Annotated in this window: 17 protein-coding genes and 3 pseudogenes; 15 read left to right on the top strand and 5 right to left on the bottom strand. The window is 66.6% G+C overall.

The window, feature by feature from the left end:
* Window positions 1–84 precede the first annotated feature (84 nt).
* From H7F38_RS14350 to H7F38_RS14365, 4 genes are all read left to right on the top strand, one after another.
* Window positions 85–810 carry a hypothetical protein gene (locus H7F38_RS14350; protein WP_187090511.1) on the top strand — a complete coding sequence of 242 codons (726 nt, stop codon included), beginning with the start codon at window positions 85–87 and terminating at the stop codon, window positions 808–810.
* Window positions 811–1011: 201 nt separating this feature from the next.
* On the top strand, window positions 1012–1344 hold the full coding sequence (locus H7F38_RS14355; RefSeq protein WP_187090512.1) for a PadR family transcriptional regulator: 333 nt from the start codon (window positions 1012–1014) through the stop codon (window positions 1342–1344).
* A complete protein-coding gene (locus H7F38_RS14360; protein ID WP_187090513.1) occupies window positions 1341–2303 on the top strand; it encodes a hypothetical protein in 963 nt (320 codons plus the stop codon). The genes H7F38_RS14355 and H7F38_RS14360 overlap by 4 nt, the downstream gene beginning before the upstream one ends.
* A gap of 211 nt (window positions 2304–2514) precedes the next feature.
* Window positions 2515–3102 (top strand): recombinase family protein, encoded by a 588-nt coding sequence (locus tag H7F38_RS14365; protein ID WP_187090514.1) that lies wholly within the window; start codon window positions 2515–2517, stop codon window positions 3100–3102.
* Window positions 3103–3239: 137 nt separating this feature from the next.
* Here the strand turns inward: H7F38_RS14365 and H7F38_RS14370 are convergent, their stop codons facing one another.
* Window positions 3240–3491 carry a hypothetical protein gene (locus H7F38_RS14370; RefSeq protein WP_187090515.1) on the bottom strand — a complete coding sequence of 84 codons (252 nt, stop codon included), beginning with the start codon at window positions 3489–3491 and terminating at the stop codon, window positions 3240–3242.
* A 314-nt stretch (window positions 3492–3805) separates the two neighbouring features.
* On the opposite strand from H7F38_RS14370, the gene H7F38_RS14375 reads away from it, so the two are divergent.
* The 3 genes from H7F38_RS14375 to pip all read left to right on the top strand — a co-directional run bounded on the left by H7F38_RS14375 (window position 3806) and on the right by pip (window position 6098).
* Window positions 3806–4108, top strand: coding sequence for a peptidoglycan-binding protein (locus H7F38_RS14375; RefSeq protein WP_187090516.1), 303 nt, complete (start codon window positions 3806–3808; stop codon window positions 4106–4108).
* Window positions 4109–4309: 201 nt separating this feature from the next.
* A complete protein-coding gene (locus tag H7F38_RS14380) occupies window positions 4310–5020 on the top strand; it encodes an ASCH domain-containing protein (protein ID WP_222618074.1) in 711 nt (236 codons plus the stop codon).
* Between the two features lie 154 nt (window positions 5021–5174).
* Window positions 5175–6098, top strand: a complete 924-nt coding sequence (gene pip, locus H7F38_RS14385; RefSeq protein ID WP_370531253.1) for a prolyl aminopeptidase — start codon at window positions 5175–5177, stop codon at window positions 6096–6098.
* Window positions 6099–7181: 1083 nt separating this feature from the next.
* Here pip and H7F38_RS14390 read toward each other — a convergent pair.
* Window positions 7182–7582 (bottom strand): annotated as a pseudogene (locus H7F38_RS14390) (RidA family protein).
* A 232-nt stretch (window positions 7583–7814) separates the two neighbouring features.
* A protein-coding gene (locus tag H7F38_RS14395; RefSeq protein WP_187094410.1) for an IS3 family transposase occupies window positions 7815–8986 on the bottom strand; the annotation gives its coding sequence in 2 pieces (ribosomal slippage) (window positions 7815–8734 and window positions 8734–8986; 1173 coding nt in all).
* 969 nt (window positions 8987–9955) lie between these two features.
* Here H7F38_RS14395 and H7F38_RS14400 point away from each other — a divergent pair.
* From H7F38_RS14400 to H7F38_RS14410, 3 genes and pseudogenes are all read left to right on the top strand, one after another.
* Window positions 9956–10096 (top strand): annotated as a pseudogene (locus H7F38_RS14400) (ISL3 family transposase); the annotation flags it as partial.
* Window positions 10097–10307: 211 nt separating this feature from the next.
* Window positions 10308–10658, top strand: a pseudogene (locus H7F38_RS25620) (SDR family NAD(P)-dependent oxidoreductase); the annotation flags it as partial.
* A 9-nt stretch (window positions 10659–10667) separates the two neighbouring features.
* On the top strand, window positions 10668–11171 hold the full coding sequence (locus H7F38_RS14410) for a MarR family winged helix-turn-helix transcriptional regulator (RefSeq protein ID WP_187090518.1): 504 nt from the start codon (window positions 10668–10670) through the stop codon (window positions 11169–11171).
* Between the two features lie 191 nt (window positions 11172–11362).
* Here H7F38_RS14410 and H7F38_RS14415 read toward each other — a convergent pair whose 3' ends face one another.
* On the bottom strand, window positions 11363–12367 hold the full coding sequence (locus tag H7F38_RS14415; protein WP_187090519.1) for a cytochrome c oxidase assembly protein: 1005 nt from the start codon (window positions 12365–12367) through the stop codon (window positions 11363–11365).
* A 253-nt stretch (window positions 12368–12620) separates the two neighbouring features.
* Between H7F38_RS14415 and H7F38_RS14420 the strand changes: the two genes are divergently transcribed.
* The 5 genes from H7F38_RS14420 (at window position 12621) to H7F38_RS14440 (ending at window position 17927) form a co-directional block, all read left to right on the top strand.
* Entirely contained in the window at window positions 12621–13568 is a 948-nt protein-coding gene (locus H7F38_RS14420; protein WP_187090520.1) for an NAD(P)/FAD-dependent oxidoreductase, read from the top strand.
* A gap of 140 nt (window positions 13569–13708) precedes the next feature.
* Window positions 13709–14776 (top strand): phosphogluconate dehydrogenase (NAD(+)-dependent, decarboxylating), encoded by a 1068-nt coding sequence (gene gnd, locus H7F38_RS14425; RefSeq protein ID WP_187090521.1) that lies wholly within the window; start codon window positions 13709–13711, stop codon window positions 14774–14776.
* A gap of 66 nt (window positions 14777–14842) precedes the next feature.
* A complete protein-coding gene (locus H7F38_RS14430) occupies window positions 14843–16120 on the top strand; it encodes an MFS transporter (protein ID WP_187090522.1) in 1278 nt (425 codons plus the stop codon).
* A gap of 138 nt (window positions 16121–16258) precedes the next feature.
* Window positions 16259–16999 (top strand): ANTAR domain-containing protein, encoded by a 741-nt coding sequence (locus tag H7F38_RS14435; protein ID WP_187090523.1) that lies wholly within the window; start codon window positions 16259–16261, stop codon window positions 16997–16999.
* A gap of 19 nt (window positions 17000–17018) precedes the next feature.
* Window positions 17019–17927, top strand: coding sequence for a B12-binding domain-containing protein (locus tag H7F38_RS14440; protein WP_187090524.1), 909 nt, complete (start codon window positions 17019–17021; stop codon window positions 17925–17927).
* On the opposite strand, the gene H7F38_RS14445 is transcribed toward H7F38_RS14440, so the two are convergent.
* A complete protein-coding gene (locus H7F38_RS14445; RefSeq protein ID WP_222618077.1) occupies window positions 17924–18916 on the bottom strand; it encodes an LLM class F420-dependent oxidoreductase in 993 nt (330 codons plus the stop codon). The two genes, H7F38_RS14440 and H7F38_RS14445, sit on opposite strands and share 4 nt — an antisense overlap.
* Window positions 18917–18998: the final 82 nt, after the last annotated feature.

Genomic DNA, 18998 nt, shown 5'->3' on the forward strand with positions numbered 1-18998 from the left:
GGTGCGCTGGCACTGCTGCTGGTTGCGCGATCGCGTCAGTACAGACTTCTGCCCTCCCCTGTCGTGGTGAATTACGCTTCACAGGTGGCGAACGACGAACTGACCGACCTTGAGGGGATGGAGGTTCCCCAGCGTCTTCTTGAGTTGCCCGGTGGCCCGCTGCCGACCGACTGGGCCGGGCTTCCTCTACATGTCGAGCTGGGTTTCGAGTTTGCATCTGGCGAAATGGCCCTGCCCGACACGGGTTGGCGTCAGCTAGCTGGAACCGATTATGGAGTCGAGAACGACCCCAGGTGGGGCACTGTCATCGCTGCTCCGACAGGAGATGGCACGGGCAGGTGGTTGCTGATGCATCTCAGCAGGACGGACGTCGGCTGGAACGGGTGGCTCCCGTGGGCAACCACGCCCCGTCCCGGACAGTCAGCCCGCAAGCGTGGTCTGCGCCTGTCGTGGCCCAGTAGCTGGCTCGAGGTGACAACATCCGAATTACTCGGGCTGACGGTCACCTTGCACCGTGACGGTGGCGAATTGGCCTGGGACGCGGATGATCGTCTCGATGTGGTCGGATGGGTGCAAGATGCGACCACGGGCGAGTCGCTTCCTTTCAGTCCCCGGCAGGTGTTCAGTGGCACCGGCGACCCGCTGCCTGCGGACGTCACCAGCATCGACCTGCCGATTAGGTGGCTCACCACTGACGTTGAACGTCTAGCTCCGGGTGAGTATCAGGTGGCTGCGACCATGGCGTCGCTCAACGTGAAGGCTGATCCCTGCAGGCTCTCCTTGCGCTCGGCTCAAGCCGGCAGCCACTGACGGTCCTTGGTTCCGAATCTCTCGCCGGCTGCCCTAGAACTTCCGGACGTCCCACACGAGGAACCGTGACCGCAGCGGGATCGCCAACCGGACAGCGGTTACCTACCAGTAGGTCGCGAGACAAGCCCGCCACCTGGTGTCTGCTCATATTCACCTCGATAGTCTGCTGCAAGACTCTGTTGACCTGAGTATGGTGGCGGGATGGCAGATGACCGGTTGCAGGAGCCGTCGTTTCTGATCCTGACCGCGTTGGCCGCCGCGCCGCGCCATGGGTACGCACTATTGACCGATGTCGCCGAACTTTCGGGTGGGGCGGTGGTGCTGCGGGTCGGCACCTTGTACGGGGCGTTGGACCGGTTGGCCCGGGAAGGGCTGATCGAGATCGACCGACAGGAGACGGTGGATTCCCGGCCACGCCGGTACTACCGGCTCACCACCGAAGGGAGTGTGCGGCTGCGGGTCGAGGCGACCCGGGTGCAGCGGCAGGCCACCGCGGCGATCCGCCGGCTCGATGTGGGTGGCGCGACCGCATGAACATGCCCAGCGAGCCGGACCCAGAACTCGAAAGGCGCTACCGGCGGCTGCTGCGGCTGTTCCCGGCGCAGTACCGGCGCGCGTGGGAGGAGGAACTGATCGCGGTACTGCTGCAGGCCGCGCACCCCGGGCAACGTCAAGTCCAACCCGCTGAGGCGGTAGCCCTGTGCTGGCAGGCAGCGAAAGCCTGGACGCACACCGCAGTTTCAACAGACCGCAACGCCAACCACCAGGGGGCCGCGATCCTGACGGTGACATTGCCGCTGCTGCTGCTGTTCCCCGCCGCGAAGGCCGGCGCCGAGCAGCTGATCTACGGGTCCTCCACCTGGTGGCACCACTACGACCTGATCGCCTGGGCCATCTGGATTCCGGCCGCTGCCGCCGCAGTGTTCGGCTCGCCCAGGGTCGCTCACTGGATTGCCGGGTTGGCGACGTTTGCCTACGGCGTGTTCTTGATCAGCCCGGTCCTGCACGATGACACCGGAACCCTGAGCAACAGTTTCGGGTGGCTGCTGATTCAGTTCAGCGCGTGGCGGCTGCTGACGAGTCCGGCGCGGGTGCGGCTGGGCCGCCGGTTGCTGTGGCGGGGACGCCGCGCGTTCCTGGGCACTGGGCTGTTGGTGTTTTTCGCCGTCGCCGGACCGTCAGTTCTGTACTTGTTTCCTGGCCCGACCCGGTTGTTCCTGGCGGCCGTGACCGTCGCGCTCATCGTGTTCGCTGTCCTGGGGCTGCGGACACCGGTGGGGCGGGTCCTGGTCACCGCGGGCAGTGCCCTGTTCGCCGGGTTCGTCGCCGGTCACGGTTGGTGGACCGGCATTGGTGACGTCGGGCTGCTGCTGCCGACCAGCAACTACCCGACCGCAGGGTCGCTGATCTGGCTACTGCTGCTGCCCGTCCTAGCGTGGACGATCTTCCGCATCACCGGCGCTGCGGTGGCCCGCCGCGCCGTCAGGCGGTGAACCCTAACGACGTCGTCACTCGGTCGGATCACCCGGGCATCTGGGCAAAATCGGTAATTCAGCTCACGAACCTCGGCAGCGTCGGTCACGGATCGGCTATTGGCTCGGCTATCGGCTATCAGGCCGTTCGGAGTGGGGTGGTGGCATCGGCTTCGGCCGCTGCCGTGAGTCGCCGCACCGCGGGGGCCCGGCCCATCACAGGAGGTGCGCCATGGCGGCGCTTCTCATCGGGTATGCCCGCTGCTCCACCGAGCAGCAGGACCTCACCGCCCAACGCGACGCACTCGCCGCGTTGGGCGTCGCTGCCGTCCGGGTCTACGTCGATCATGGCTTGACCGGTACCAACCGGGACCGCCCCGGGTTGAGGGAGGCGATGGCGGCGTGTCGGGAGGGCGACACCCTGGTCGTGGCGAAGCTGGACCGGCTGGCCCGTTCGCTGCCTGATGCGCGGGCCATCGCCGACGAGCTGACTGCCCGGCAGGTGAAGCTCAACATTGGCGGGTCGGTGTATGACCCCAACGATGCGGTCGGCCGGTTGCTGTTCAACGTGCTGGCGATGATCGCGGAGTTCGAGTCGGACTTGATCCGGTTGCGGACCCGGGAGGGGATGAAGGTCGCGAAGGCGAAGGGCCGGCTGCGGGGTAAGCAACCGAAGCTGAACCCGCGTCAGGAGGCGCATCTGGTCGCCTTGTTCGAGGCTGGGCAGCACAGCACCGCGGAGCTTGCCGACTTGTTCGGGGTGGGCCGTTCCACGGTGTATAGGGCGGAACAGCGTCACTTGGCCGCTGCTGAGAAATGACCCGTGCGGCCTCATGCACCGCCGTGGGACCGCGGCGGTGCATGAGGTTGCTGCCAAATGGCCCGCACAGGGTTCGGCTCACGGGCCGGCCTCACCGGTCTGGCGGCGCCGGTGGCGTAGCCAGGCTACGGGGCCAGCTACGAGCCGCCGTCCTTGGCTGCTTCCCTGCGCGCCTTCCTCTGACCGAACCAGGTCATAGCGAAGGCGGAAACGATAAGCGTCGTCGCGGGAATCGTGTTGCTCCACCTGATCATGGTGCGGTCCCAGAGCAGTTCCATCAGCAGCGCGGCTGCGACTCCTGCGACGCTGAGGACGGTCGCGAAGAGCCACGGATGCCGCACGGCGAAAGCGCGACACCGCTTCGCCCATTCAGCGCGAGACTGCCTCATGCGACTCAGACTGTCACACGACGGTTCTGTGGCGTCGCGCCATGGATCACAATCCAGTTGGCTAACCGCAGTCGGCTCCGGATGCCTTCACAGGCGGAGGGCGCTCCACTGTGGAATCAGGCCGAGCAGCTGCGGGGGGATCCCGCTGCGGTGATGCTCGTCATCGGGTTGTCCAGTGATCGGTCAGGGTTCGGCTTGCGGACCCGGGAGCGATCCTGAATTTCGGTGCCACCCGAGTCGTCCAGGCACACAGGGCACCGGCCGTTCCCCCCACAGAACCTGGTGGCTTCACACACGCCTGTATTTTGAGGTGCATGTCGGAGCCCCGCGATGTCGGTGACTGGTGGTCGCTCGGCTCGCGATCACTTGCATATGACCCCGCGTCATTGATGGCCGGCGCCGACGTCGTCGAGCTGCAAGCTCTACTCGGGGGCCTCGGCTACCAGCTTCCCGACGACGGAATCTACGGACTTGAAACAGGTGACCAGGTGCGTCAGTTTCAAGAGCACCGCAGACTCGGGGTCGACGGCGTCTTTGGTCCGGTGACCTTTCGAGAACTCTCACGCGTCCGCGACCTCGTCAACCGGCCGGGCAAGCCGTTCTATCTGCGCGATTGAGATATCTGGCTGTCGGCAGCAGCGCTTTCGCCTGCGCCAATGCGAGGCCAGTCCGAATGACCTGCGGGCGCGGGCGCCCGGGTGGTGGGTATCGATCCTCAAGCGGACCGGGATCGTGATCCGGTTGACGATCCCGCTGCGGGCACGCTCCGCCCATCCGATGACCCCCGCCCGTTACGGCGCTGATGTCACACTGACTGCGTGCTTTTTCCATTAGAGCTTCGAGTGCTCGACGCGGCGATCCAACAAGCGCAGGCGTTGACCGGCGACCCCAACCACACGGTCGCGGCAGCGGCGATGGATACCACCGGCCGCATCCACACCGCGGTCAACAACTACCACTTCACCGGCGGACCTTGCGCCGAACTGGTGGTGCTGGGAGTCGCGGCAGCGGCGGGCGCCGGCCCACTCACGACCATGGTCGCGGTCGGCGACGGCGGGCGAGGCGTGCTCGCCCCCTGCGGACGGTGCCGGCAGGTGCTGCTAGACCAGCATCCGGGATGCCATGTCATCGTCCCGACGCCCGACGCGCCGGAACTGGTCAACGCCCGCCACCTGCTGCCCTACGCCTACCAAAACCCCGACGCGAACCCTGACCGCTTCATCCGATTCAGCCCCCGCTACTACGACAGCATCAGGCAGGGCCGAAAGACCGCGACCACACGCCTGGACGACCCGTGTCGGATCGGTCCGGCTTGGCTCATCTTCGAGTTCGACGACCAGTACCGAAGGCTCCCCGGCTTCGTAGAGGTCATCCGCACCAAACGGTTCGAGGAGCTCAGCGATGAAGACGCGCAACTTGAAGGCGGTCAGGTCGCCGACGATCTCAAGACCGGCCTGAGGATGCACTACCCGCAAATCAGCGACGAGGACACCGTCGACGTGGTGCATTTCAGGGTCGAATACCCGTAGTCGCTGACTCAGTCCGCCATCCCGATCGAGGATCCTTGACCGGTCAGCGATCGCACAGCGAGACGCCCGTGGTACCGGAGCTGATATCAGGTCAGAGAGAGCAGACTGCTCAGTCATGGTCCGTTATCCACCTGTGGAGCCGTACGAGTCCGGCATGTTGGATGTCGGCGACGGGCACCTGTTGTATTGGGAAACGTGCGGAAACCCGGCCGGAACGCCCGCCGTGTGGCTGCATGGTGGCCCCGGTAGCGGCGCATCTCTCGGTGCCCGCCGCAACTTCGACCCCGATACCTACCGGGTGGTGCTGTTCGACCAACGTGGGTGTGGTCGGAGTCGGCCACTGGCCACCGAGCCCGGCTCGAACCTGTCGACCAACACCACCGCCCACTTGATCGCTGACATCGAACAGCTCCGCGCACACCTGGGCGTCACCCAATGGGTCGTCGCCGGTGTCTCCTGGGGCGTCACCCTTGCGATCGCCTACGCACAACGACACCCCGCAGCTGTACAGGCGATGGTGCTGGCCGCAGTCACCAGCGCCGACCAACACGAGATCGACTGGATCGTCCGCGACATGGGACGCATCTTCCCGCAGGAGTGGGCTGAATTCATCGCCATGGTGCCTTCGGCTGAACGCGAGGGCAATCTGGCCGCCGCATACGCCCGCCTGCTCGCCGACCCCGACCCGGTCGTCAGACAGCAGGCAGCCGAAGCCTGGTGCACCTGGGAGGACACCCACGTGTCACTCATGCCGGGATGGACCCCTGACCCCCGCTACGCCGACCCAGCGTTCCGCCTGCTCTTCGCCACGCTCGTCACCCACTACTGGGGCAACTACTGCTTCTTGCCCGACGGCGACCAGATGGCCCGCATCGATTCCGTCGCCGACATCCCCGCGGTCCTCATCCACGGCCGCTACGACATATCCGGACCACTGGACACCGCCTGGCGCCTGCACCAATCCTGGCCGGCCAGCACACTCGTCGTCCTCGACGACGCCGGACACGGCGGCGCTGGCTTCACCGACGCTGTAATCCGCGCCACCGACAAGTTCCGCAGCCCGCGCCACGTCACGTAAACCGAACGGGATCGCCTACCGGTAGCCGATCGGTCTGCGGCGACGGATGATGGGCAAGCGCCGACCCCCCAGCTCCCTGACCGGTCACCCGGCGACAAGCCCGGCAGAAGGCCTAATCATTCGAACCCGACTCGGCGGCGTCGGGCCACAGGCCAACCTCCGTTGCGAACCGGCCAACTACAACCTCCACAACTCCGTTCTCCTCGAGTGCCGCATCCAGTTCTGCCGCCAACGGAACTACACGACCCTCTGCCCAGGCAAAGAGCCGAACCATGTCATCAGAACGGTCGGGGTCGAGTTCTGCCCAACGGCGCGCCGCCCTGTAGCGGTCTGTGGTCCAGGTTCTGTCGTGGACGCTGATGACACCGGCCGCCGCAAGTAACGTCTTGCGGGCCACCCGCCTCGGGTGGGCACCGGCGCGCCAAGCTTCCAAGCACCGACCGATGTCTCCGTGAAGCCGCGGGCAGCCCGAGCATCGCCGTGGAACGGCTCAACCCTACGCAGCACATCTGGTCCGGCCAGCGGAACGCAGTGGTGGCGCAAGAAGACCCGATTCCCGTAGGCCGCATCGTCCTCTCCGCTGAAGTCCGCTGGCCGGCCTGGGCCTATCTCGACGCCCCGGCACAAGGTCGCGAACCGTGTCGACAGGGCGGCGCCGATCTCGCGTGCCCATCGCTCGGCAACGCCGATCGCCACCAGGTCCACGTCCGATGTGCCCAGTTGAGCCATCCCGGTGGCCACCGAGCCATAAAGGTGCAGTTCGGCACACTCATCCGAGAGCTCACCGAATGCTTCCATGACCGCAAGCACTGCCGGTTCGAACTCGGCGGGAACCCTCTGGCGGCGCACACCGGTGCGGATCGTTCCATCCGGATTGAGGCCCTCTTCGGGATCAAGCACCACCGCATTGTCCCGCAGCGGTTGTCGCGCACGATGGCGCTCCCGAACGACCTGACACCTCGACTGACCCTGAGCCGCCCGGAGGGAGATCCCGTTGCGGTGACGCCGGTGGCGTTGGCGTCACCGCCAAGGGGCGGAAAGTTGACCGTAGGACGTTCGGTTATCGGACGCTGCGGGAGAGGATCAACCAGGCAGTGCGGCAGTGAGGTCGAGCTCGACTAATCGGCCGCGGTAACCGAGCGCTGTTACGCCAACAGGGTACTGGCTGTGGTGAACGCTTCACCGATTTCCAATCTGGTGAAGCGATCCCACACCGCAGACAGCACGCCGGGATCGTCACTGACGACGTAGATCACGGATCGAATGACACTTGCTGCGGCTGTCCCAGCTGCCGCGAGCGCCGCCTCGGCGTTCGCGACAACCTGATCGACTTGGGCGAGCACGTCTCCGCGGCCAACAAGATGCGCGTCGCGGTCGACCGGGCATTGTCCAGCTAGCACGGCGAGCCGGCCAGAATCGACGATCGTGACGTGGGAGTAGCCGGCAGTTTGATGCAGCCGCTCCGGTGTCGGTTGCCACGCTATATGGCACGCTTTCGCCAAATTATTTGTCCGCCCCGACGTGGGCCATCACGGCTCCGCGGCCCGTTGACCTGCATAAATGGGGCAGTCAGTGCTCCGCCAAGCCGGACGGGCATGGGGGATTGCGGCCATTTAGCGTGGCGATAAGGTGCCAAATAATTTGGCGATTCACACCCCGCGCCGTCACCAACTCCATGAGCCGCCCGCCGTTTTCCGGACTGTAGAACGGTGACTACTACGCTGCGGAGTTGTTGGCCAACCACCATTGCTCTGCTTCGTTGGGCGTAATGTATCCCAGCGCCGAGTGCAACCGAACCTGATTGTATCTTAATTCAATGTACCGCGTGATGTCCATCTCCGCCTGTTCACGGGTCGGATAACTAGTACGATTCACCCTTTCCACTTTCAGTGTGCCGTTGAATGATTCTGCCCAAGCATTGTCATAACACACACCAGTTCGTCCTACCGACCGACGAACTTTGAGGTGGGTAGTGAGGTCAGCGAAGTCCTGAGAGCAGTACTGGCTTCCGCGGTCACTGTGAAATATGCTGACATCGGGAACAATCCTGACATTACGTGCGGCCATTTTCAGAGCGTCAACCACCAGCGATGCCCGCATGTGATCTGCCATTGCGTAGCCGACGACTTTCTTCGTAGCGCAGTCCAGCACGGTCGCCAAGTACAGCCAGCCCTCCCAGGTCGGGATATAGGTGATGTCACCGACCAGCTTCGTACCCGGCACGACCGCGTTGAAGTGCCGTTTTACCAGGTCAGGGGTCTGACCGGTGTCGCCGGCGATGGTAGTGACCGGCCGAAACGGACGGGGCTGGCATGGCACCAGGTCGAGCTCCCGCATGATCTGCCGGACCGTGTCGTCATCAGCCCAATAGCCCGATCGCAGCAGGTCAGCGTGTACCCGACGGTAGCCGTAGGTCCCATCGGAGGCCTCGAACAACGCCGTGATCAGCCGAGCAAGATGGGTGCGGCGCCGGCTGGTGTAGGACGGCCCGCGACCCTTCCACTCGTAGAAGCCGGACTTCGACACCTTCGCCCAGCGGAACATCAGGTGCAGCGGGTAGTGGCCTTCTTCACTCGCAATGAATGCATACTTTCTGCTCACTGCGATTTCTTGGCGAAGAAGGCCGTTGCTTTTCCCAGAAATTCGTTCTCCATACGAAGCTCACGCACTTCTTTCTCCAACGCCTTCAGCTTCGCCCGCTCCGACACGGTCAGTTCCTGCGTGTCGCCGCCGTGACGCTCGCGATGGGCCGCCACCCAGTTCCGCAGGGTCTGCTCCACCAAGCCCAGTTCGCGAGCAACGTCAGCGATGGGCCGAGATTTGTCGGTCACCTCCCGCACGGCCGTATCCCGAAACTCCGGGGTGTACTTGCCTCGAAACTTGCTCACCATTTCTCCGATCCTTTCCGGCAATTCTACTTGGGGGTCCAAGTCCGGGAAGTACCGGGCTGCTCACCAATTGACATTCAGCCTACCGGCTGGTTACATTGAGGTTACATTGAGGTTACATTGAGGTTACATTGAGGTTAGCGGTGGCGGTGGCGGTGGCGGTGGCGGTGGCGGTGGCGGTGGCGGTGGCGGTGGCGGGTATCGCCGATGATAGCCGTTCCTAGTTCATGGGGAGTTCTATTAATTTCTTACTGACAAACCTCTCTCGTTATCTGATCCTGTTTATAAGCCACCAGGAAGTTCCTTACTATGACTAATGCCGAACCGAAATATATTCCCATAAACGAAATGCGCGAAATCGATGACCTGCTGGCTCGGTACGCGGCGGCTCGGGGGGAAAACGAGCCTATGTGGGCCGCTCTAGCCGCCATTGGCCTCGCGGGAGGGCGGATCCGCACTGAGGCAATGCTGGAAATGGGGCTACAATCTATCTCAATCAGTGCTGAAATAATAGATATACCTTGGCTCTGGCTATCTTACATGACCGCTGTTGCTATTGAAAATAACCTGGCCCTAGCTGGCAGGATAGCTGAGTTTACTATCAGCTACATAGATACGTACTTGCCGAATATGTCCACTTGGAATCAAGCGGACATCGGTTTGGCGAGACCCCGACCCTTGACTCGGCTCCGCATCGTAGGTCGCTCGTTCGATGCACTTGCATTACTACATCCCGACTTTATTATCTGTCGACCCGCTGATCAATCAGCTCCCATGACCGCTCTAAGAACACGACTTCTTTGCGCTCTAGATCTGCGGGAGATGCATCATTTGGGTGAGGTGGTCCCGCGCGAGACGCTTAGTACGGCCTTCAATCTACTTCAGTCAGCCGGTCTGTAATTATTCAGCGGCCGAACTCGAACCAATTATTGCTCGGCCACGGCAATGTTAATCGCACGCCGCCGAATAGTATTAGCCGGTGACTGCCTGGAGCACTGCCGCCGCCGAGTGCAGCAGCAGACCCTGGGCCACCGCGGCCGCGCCGGCGGCCCACTGTATTCAGCTCGCCGAACCCTGTCGACCGGTGCGGATCTACTCACCGACAAGCAGAGCAACGGATCTCGGCGCTGTTCTGTCGGTTGCCACGCTATATGGCACGCTTTCGCCAAATTATTTGTCCGCCCCGACGTGGGCCATCACGGCTCCGCGGCCCGTTGACCTGCATAAATGGGGCAGTCAGTGCTCCGCCAAGCCGGACGGGCATGGGGGATTGCGGCCATTTAGCGTGGCGATAAGGTGCCAAATAATTTGGCGATTCACACTCCTGCGCGCGTCCTCCGACGCTCGGATCGTCAACGTGTCCAGCGGGGTGGGGTCGCTGGCCTCGAACGCCGACCCGAGCTTTCCCTACCGCACGATCTACGGACCCGGGTACGCCGCGTCGAAGACGGCGGAGAACGCGATGACGCTGGCGATGATGATCGAGCTCGAGCAGACCAACATCAAGATCAACCTCGTGTCCCCGGGCTTCACCAGCACCGCGCTCAACAACTTCGCAGGCACCGAGTCGGTCCAGGACGGCTCCCGCGAGGTCGTCCGCGTCGCGCTCCTCGGCCCCGACGGGCCGACGAACACCTTCACGGGCTGGGAGGACACCACCATCCCGTGGTAGCCATGGCAGATGACTGACGAGGCGGACCAGCACGACTCGGTCGGGGCGTGGGCCAAGAAGTACCACCTCACCTCGCGCGCCCTCATCGAATCGACGCTGCGAGAGCACGACCTGGGTCCGACCCAGTGGTACGTGCTCCACCAGCTCGTCCACGCTGGACCGACCCTGCAGCGCGACCTCGGCCGGCTCCTGCAGATCGAGCGCGCGACGCTGAGCGGCATCATCGCGACCCTGGTCCGCAAAGGCCTCGTCACCCAGACACCCGACGCGGTCGACCAGCGCCAGCGGTTGCTGAGCATTACCGAGGCCGGACAGAACCTGTGGATCGGACTGCCCGACCCCGTCGCGCTGGCCTTGGCCGTCTCATTCGACGGCGCCGACGGGAACGACCTCGCGGTCACCCGCCGGGTGCTGAAGGAAGCGGTCCGGCGGCTCGAGGACCACCTGGCAGCGCACGTGGGTCCCATCCGTCGTCACAGCGAACGTTCGGCGAACGGTTATGGATCCAGCTGATTCTCGGGCCACACCGGCCGCGGCGACGGGTGGGTCGCTCACTGCGCGCCCCACACCGAACCAGCGTGAACATCAAGCCCCTGTACGACTTGTCGCCGGGCGTCCCCCGTCACTGTGTTCTGACCACCGCCCGATCGCGAGGATGATCCACGTCAGCAGAACGAACGAGACGCCGGCCTGTCCCGTCCGGTTCAGACGGGTGGACGCCCTCTCGTCACTTCGCCCCCGCTGCGGTGCAGGGCGGCCAGGTTGGCGTTGTAGGCGTCGAGCGCTCGCTGGTCGAGGTCGACCTCCTCGCCGTCGGCATTGTCGCCGATCGACATCGCTTCGTCACCCAGCAGTTCGCGCATCCGGATGCCCTCGAGCCAGCCGCCGAGGCCCTTGTTCTCGTTGGCGATCTGTCCCCATTCGATGGCGGTGATCACCATCAGGACCATCATCAGCCCGTCCCCGCCGAACCACATGATGGCGCCCGCGGTCTTCTGGTCGGCCAGCGCTCCCGGTCCCCAGGACGGGTGCGAGAGTGCGAAGCCGGGAGCCAGGGCGTGTTCGTTGAGCATGAGCACGACGCCCACCAACGTGTCGACACCCATGGTCACCGCGAGCAGGCCGAATCGGAGCAGGTAGGGCACCTGCCAGGGCCACCTCTCGTGGCCCAGGAGCGGACCGAACAACAGGTACCCGCTGACGAGGTAGAGCACGGTTTCCGCATCGTGCACCCAGGCGTGGGTGGTCATCACTTCCTGGAAGCCGGTGAGGTGGGTGCCGACCAGCACCGCTGCATAGAGCACCATGGCCGTGATCGGCGAGGTGAGCACCCTTCGCGCCACCCCTGCGCGGACCGGTTCGTCGGCCGCGCCCCCGGCCACCCGCACCAGGTGCAGCAGGCGAACCGGCTGGGCGCAGACGAGCAGCACGGGGACCACCATGATCAGGATCAGGTGCTGCAGCATGTGCACCCAGAACAGGCTGTCGGAGTAGACGCCGATGCTGCTGTCCAACGCGATCACCAGTGTCGCCATCGCGCCGCACCACGAGACGATCCGGCCGGTCGCCCATTTCGTGCCGGAGAGACGGAGGTGGCGGACCAGCAACAGGTACACCAGGGTGACTGCGACGGCGAGGACGTCCGCCACCGGTGTGAAGGTCCAGTCGGTGAACGCGGCCCCGGCCCCCGGCGCAGGGAGGGAACCCATGCCTCCCATCCCGTCCGACGCCAGCACGCCTGCCTCCTCCACCGCGAACCCGTTTCCACCGATGCACGTCGCAACCGGAGGCCATACCGACTCCAGCGTGCCACTTCCGGTGGGCGCCCGGACCCCGGACGTATCGTGACGGAAGCCACCAGAGGCCGCCGCGGGAGCCCGTGCCGACCCCGGCCGGGGTGCGGCCGGGGGCGTCCGGGGGCCTCCGGGGTGTTCGATGCCGCGGCTGGGGTATCCATGAGTCATGGATTCCAGCAGCACTTCCTCGCCTGTCCCTCCGGTCACCATCGTCGGCGCCGGTATCGCCGGGGCCGCCTGCGCTGTCGCGCTGCGCGCCGCCGGGGTCGGTGTCCGGGTGATCGACCGGGGTCGCGCCGTCGGCGGGAGGATGGCCTCACCAGTGCTGCACGGTCGCCGTGTGGACATCGGCGCCGGCTACTTCACGGTCCGTGACCCGGGTTTCGAAACGGTCGTCGGTGGGTGGGAGGCGGCCGGGCTGGCCCATCGGTGGACGAACACCTTCGGGATCCTCGCGGCGGGCGAGGCGCCCACCAGCAAGTCGGGGCCGGACCGGTGGTCCACGCCCGGGGGCCTGCGATCCCTGGTCCGGACCATGCTCGAGGGCGTCCAGGTGGACGGCGACACCGATGTCGACCGCGCCGGCCTGGCCCAACTGGCCGGCACGGTGGTGCTGGCGATGCCAGACCCGCAGGCCGGCCGGCTGGCCCCGGTCCCGTCCCCGGTCGACTACGACTCGGTGATCACCGTGGTGTGCGGATTCGCCGATCGCGGATGGCCGTTCGCCGACGCCGCCTTCGTCAAGGAACATCCGGACGTCGAGTTCGTGGCCGACGACGGAGCACGACGGGGTGACGACGCTGCGGTGCTGGTGGCGCACAGCACGGCAGGTCTGGCCGCCAGGTGCCTGGACGACCCGCAGCGGGCGGTCGCGCCGGTCGTCGCCGGGCTGCGCGACCTCCTGGGGGTGGGAGCCCCGGACTGGACCCACGCCCACCGTTGGACCTTCGCGAAGCCGACCGGCGGCCACGATGCCACCCGCGGATTCTCCGAGACCGACGGCCGGGAGATCTGGTTCGCGGGTGACCAGTGGTGCCCGGAGGGCTCACCGCGGGTGGAGAGCGCGTGGCGGTCGGGGACGGACGTCGCGGCGGCGATCCTCGACCGGCGCTGATCGTCGTCCCGGCGTGTCCGGACTCGACGGACGCCGCCGGATCGTCAGGCTCTAGCCTTGACCCTGTCCGCTTCGCCCGCCGGGGTAGCGCTACCGGAACCGGTGCCGCTGTGCACGGCATGTCAGAGGGAGTCCCCGTTATGCAGCTCGGAATGATCGGCCTTGGTCGGATGGGCGCCAACATCGTGCGGCGGCTCATTCGCGATGGGCACGACTGCGTGGTCTACGACGTCAGTGCCGATTCCATCACGGCACTCGAATCGGACGGAGCCACCGGCGCCCCCACCCTCGAGGAGTTCGTGGCGAAGCTGCAGCGTCCGCGGGTGGCCTGGGTGATGATCCCGGCGGGCATCACCGGTGAGACCGTGGAAAAACTGGCGACGTTGCTGGAAGACGGCGACATCATCATCGACGGCGGCAACTCCAACTATCGCGACGACGTGCGCCGGGCCGCGTCGCTCCGCAAGCAGGGCATCCACTACGTCGACATCGGTACCAGTGGAGGCGTTTTCGGACTCGAACGCGGATACTGCCTGATGGTCGGCGGCGACGACACGGCCATCGCGACCATCGAGCCCATCCTGAAGACCATCGCGCCGGGCGTCGGGGAGGTCGAGCGGACGCCCGGCCGGAACGGCGTGCTGGCCCCCGAGGAGCAGGGATACCTGCACTGCGGGCCGTCCGGTGCGGGCCACTTCGTCAAGATGGTCCACAACGGAATCGAGTACGGCATCATGGCGGCCTTCGCCGAGGGACTCAACATCCTGGACAACGCAGACGCCGGTATCAAGGCTGCCGAGCATTCCGCGGAGATCGCGCCGCTGGAGGAGCCGGAGTACTACCAGTTCGACGTGGACACCGCCAAGGTCGCCGAGGTCTGGCGTCGCGGGTCCGTCATCTCGTCCTGGTTGCTGGACCTGACGGCGGCCGCTCTGCAGGCCAATCCGAAGCTGGAGGGGCTGGCCGGCCGGGTCTCGGACTCCGGTGAGGGCCGGTGGACCGTGAAGGCGGCCATCGACATCGGGGTCCCGGTACCGGTTCTCGCTGCCTCCCTGTTCGAGCGTTTCGCCTCCCGCGGGGAGGACCACTTCGCGAACCAGGTGCTCTCGGCCATGCGCCAGCAGTTCGGTGGGCACCACGAACTGCCCGCCGGTGACTCGCTGGAGGCCGGCGCAGCCAAGTCCGACCAGGCCGCGAAGTCGGGCTGAGCTGGTTCCTCGCGGACCCGGCCGGACCCGTCATCTGGGCCGGTCGGTCCGTGAGACCGTGTGGCCATGGTCGTCGCCCCCTATGCCGCAGTGCTCCGACGTCCGGGAGCGATTCGTCCGTTCGTGGCCACAGTCGTTGCGCGGCTTCCCATTGCGATGGCGCCGCTGGGCATGGTGGTCCTGGTGCAGAACGTCACCGGCTCCTATGCCATCGCCGGTCTGGTCACCGGCGGGTTCGCTGTCGGAACCTCGGTCGGCGCGCCGGTGTGGGGGCGCATGATGGACCGTCTGGGGCAGGCGAGGGTGATCGTGCCGACCGTGCTGGCCAGCGCCGTGCTGATCGCGGCGCTGGCCCTCGGGGCGGTCGGCGGTGCCCCCGCGGTGTGGCTGGTCGCACTGGCCGCCGCGGCCGGCCTGACGTTCCCCCCGTTCGGCGCCGCCATGCGTTCCACCTGGCGCCTCGTCGTCCCGGAGGGACCGGAACGACGGGCCGGGTTCGCCCTGGACGCGGTGGCCGTCGAATCCTTGTTCGTCGGAGGCCCGCTCTTCCTGTCGTTGCTGCTGGTGGTGAGCCCGCCGGTGGTGCCGCTGCTGGTCAGTGCCGTTCTGCTGGCCGCCGGTGGGCTCGCCTACAGCGCCACCGAACCGGCCCGGCGTCGGCCGCCGCATGGTCGCCGGAGTCGACCGGGCGAAATCGTGTCGGGTCGGGCGAAAGCCGATGGGTCCGAGGCGGGTCGAGCAAGAGCGGGTGGATCGGGACCGGGCCGACTGATGGCCGGCGGGCTACCGGTGGTGCTGGTGATCAGCGCCGCCCTGTCCATCGGCTTCGGCGTCATCGACACGTCTCTGGCAGCGACCGCGCGCCAGGTGCTCGGTCACCAGGGCTGGTTGGGGTTGCTCTTCGCGGCCATCGCCGGTGCCAGCGTGATCGGCGGACTGGCCTACGGGACCAGGGCGACGCACGATCGCGAGCAGCGGAGGCTCCCGGTGGCCCTGGGTGTCTTCGCCCTCGGACTGGCCCCCGTCCCGTTCCTGATCGCTGCGGGCCGTCCGTCACTGTGGGCGCTCCTGCCCTTGTTGTTCCTGGCCGGCCTGGCCATCGCGCCGGCGCTGATCATGTTGCAGAACATCGTCGATCGGGTGGCGCCGGCCGCTCGCCATCAGGAGGCGCAGGCCTGGTTGTCGACTTCCAGCACGACCGGGGGAGCCGCGGGAACCGCCGTCGCCGGCCTGGCCGTCGACGCGGCAGGGGTGCCGGCGGCCCTCGGACTCGCTGTGATTGCGGTACTGCTGAGCTGCCTGCTGGCGGTGCTGGGGCGTGGCGTTCTGGCCGGCTCGCCCTGATGACGAGGCGGTCGGGGGCTGCGACGCTCCTCACGCGGCGATCCTCGGTGCGGTCCCCGTCATCAAGCTCTGCGGATTTTTTCGGTCTTGCATAGCTTGATGATCGATTGACCGTCCCGGGTTGGGCATCCTGGTGCCATGACGTCGGGTAGTGGAGGTGGGGTGGTGGCGGAGCCGGTCTGCACCGACCGCCTTTCGACACTCGCCCGGGACATCGCCGCCCAGCCCGACGGTTCTGCCTCGATCGCACGGGTAGTGGATCTGGCCCCGAAGTTGGTGGGCTGCAGTCTGGTCGACGTCGTGCACGTGGGCCCGTCCGGGAAGCTGTCGGTGATCCACTCCGGAGACCCCGAACTCAGTGCACGACTGGTCCGGGTGGCCGCCGCGTCCAGGGACAGTCTGGCGCGTCTGTGCTGCCCGGCTTCGGCGCCGGTGATCGTGACCGACCTGGGTACCGGGGACCGCTGCGCCCGGTACGCACGAGACGTGGTCGAGGCGACCGGGCTGCGCTGGGAGATGGACATCGCTCTGGAGGCGGACGACGACTGGCTGGTGCTCCGATTCTTCTCCGAGACCTCGGAGGCGGGGACCGATTCCGATCGGGGCGACGCCACGGCGTTCGCCGAGCTGGCGGCGCTGGCGATCGACCGGGCCGTGCTCCGCGGTACGGCACAGAACCTACGGATCGGCCTGGAGAGCAACCGTCTGATCGGGGCCGCCATCGGGATCCTGCTGACCCGCCGCCGGGTCACCTACGAGGTCGCCTTCGCACTGCTGCGGACGTTCTCGCAGCGTCGGAACCGAAAGCTCAGAAGCGTGGCAGAGGACGTGGTCCTGACGGGCGACCTGCCGGAATACGTTGGCGGCGAAGCCGCATGAGGAGGAGAACCGAGAGCCGATGAGCGTCGTCACACCGCCAGGGACCGGCGAGTCCGAGAGCCACGGCGTACCGATCGCCGTCGCCTCCCAGGCGCTGCACGTGCCGATGCCCACGTTGCGGTCGTGGGAGTTGCGGTACGGGATCCCGGAGTCCGATCGTCCACCGGGCAAGCACCGCCGGTACACCGAGCCGGAGATGCACGCCCTGCGGCTGATGAGGGACGAGATCGCCCGCGGCACCAGGGCAAGCGTGGCGGCCAAATCCGTCCGGACCCTGCTGGGCGTGGCCGGACCGGCCGGTGAGTTGATCCAGCACCTGCTGGAGGCCTCGAACCGGCTGGACACCGACGGCATCCGTGCCCAGCTGACGAAAGCGACCGACGTCCTGGGACTGGACGGGTGCATCGACGAGGTCATGCTGCCGGCCATGCGGCAGATCGGGCAGTGGTGGATGGCGGGACGCTGCGACCTGAGCCAGGAGCAGCTCACCACGGAGGCGGCCAGAGCCTGGCTGGACAAGCGAAGTGCGTTCGCGCCCACACCCACCGCGATGAATCCGATCATCCTGGCCTGCGGTCCCGGTGACCTGCACACCATCGGGCTGGAGGCACTGGCTCTGCTGTTGCGCCACCGGGGCTGGCCCTGTCGCGTGCTGGGTGCCCGTGTCCCGACCGAGTCGCTCACCACCGCCTCGGTCGCCGCCGGTGCTGCCGGCGTGGTCATCGTCGCCCACCTACCCACCGGTCGGCGGCGTGCCCTGGCGTCCATCACCGCGGTCCACGAGCGGGGGATACCGGTGTTCTGGGCCGGCAATGCGTTCAGCACCAGGCGCAGTAGGGCGCAGATTCCCGGTTCCTACCTCGGGGTGCGCCTGCAGGACGCCGCCGACCTGGTCGTCGCGACGCTCTCCCGGGACGGCCACCGCTAGCTGCCGATCACCGTCCGCCCGATGTCGGCTGCGGCGCCGAGACTGTAGGTCCCGGCGGGGTCCTCGTCCGTGGCGGCCGGCACCAGGACGATGTCGTCGGCGCCGGCCTCGATGTACTCGCGCATCCTGGCCGCCACCTGCTCGCGGCCCCCCACCAGCCCGACGACCGTGTGGAGCGAGGCCGGGACGGCAGCGAGCAGTGCGCCGGGATGGGGCCGGGTCCGGGCCAGGGCGACGAGGTCGGCATATCCGGCCCGGCAGAACATCTCGGCGTACCCCGGGGCGGCCAGGTAGCCCACCACCCCCCGGCGCATCTGCTCGATCGCCTGCGGGCCCGGATCGATCGCACAGGTCGTCCAGACCGCGACGCGTGGACGCGGGCGGCCGCAGTCGGCCGCCGCCTTCTCCAGCTTCGTGACCAGGGCCCGGACGGAGGGCGGATCCACGAGATTCAGCACCATGGTGTCGGCGTGCAGGGCCGCCGCCCTGATCGCCTGGTCCCCGAACGCGGCGATGACCAGATCCGACCGGGGGGGCGGCAAGCGGAGTCGGTACCCGCTGGTGTGCAGGACCTCTCCGTCCAGTTCGGTCTTCCGGCCGTCCAGCAGGGAACGCACCGCGCCGGCCGATTCGGCCAGCGCGAGACCGGACCGACTGCGGTCGCGACCGTGCCAGGACTCGACGACCGTGGTCGAGGACGTGCCGAGCGCCACGGAGACCTTGCGGCCCGTCAGGGCGGCGACCGAGGCGACGCCGATCGCGATCATCGCCGGGTCGCGGACGGCCACCGCGAACGGACCCAGTACCAGGCCGGCCTGCCGGAACGTCCGACCGACGTGGGTCCCGAGCGCGAAGGCGTCCCAGGTGGCCATCTCGCCGATCCAGATCGCCCGATATCCCAGTGAGTCGGCGATCCCAGCGGTGCGGATGACCTCCTCGGGGGGACGGTCCTGCCACAGTCCGAGGGAGACCTCGAGATGTACGCCCACGACTGCTCTTCCCTGGTCCACTCGATGGCCCGCGTTGTTTCCTCCGGCCGTGGGCACTTGCCGGCGACCGTCCATCGGTACT

Origin of the sequence: Nakamurella sp. PAMC28650 (genome assembly GCF_014303395.1) — a bacterium.
Taxonomy (GTDB): domain Bacteria; phylum Actinomycetota; class Actinomycetes; order Mycobacteriales; family Nakamurellaceae; genus Nakamurella.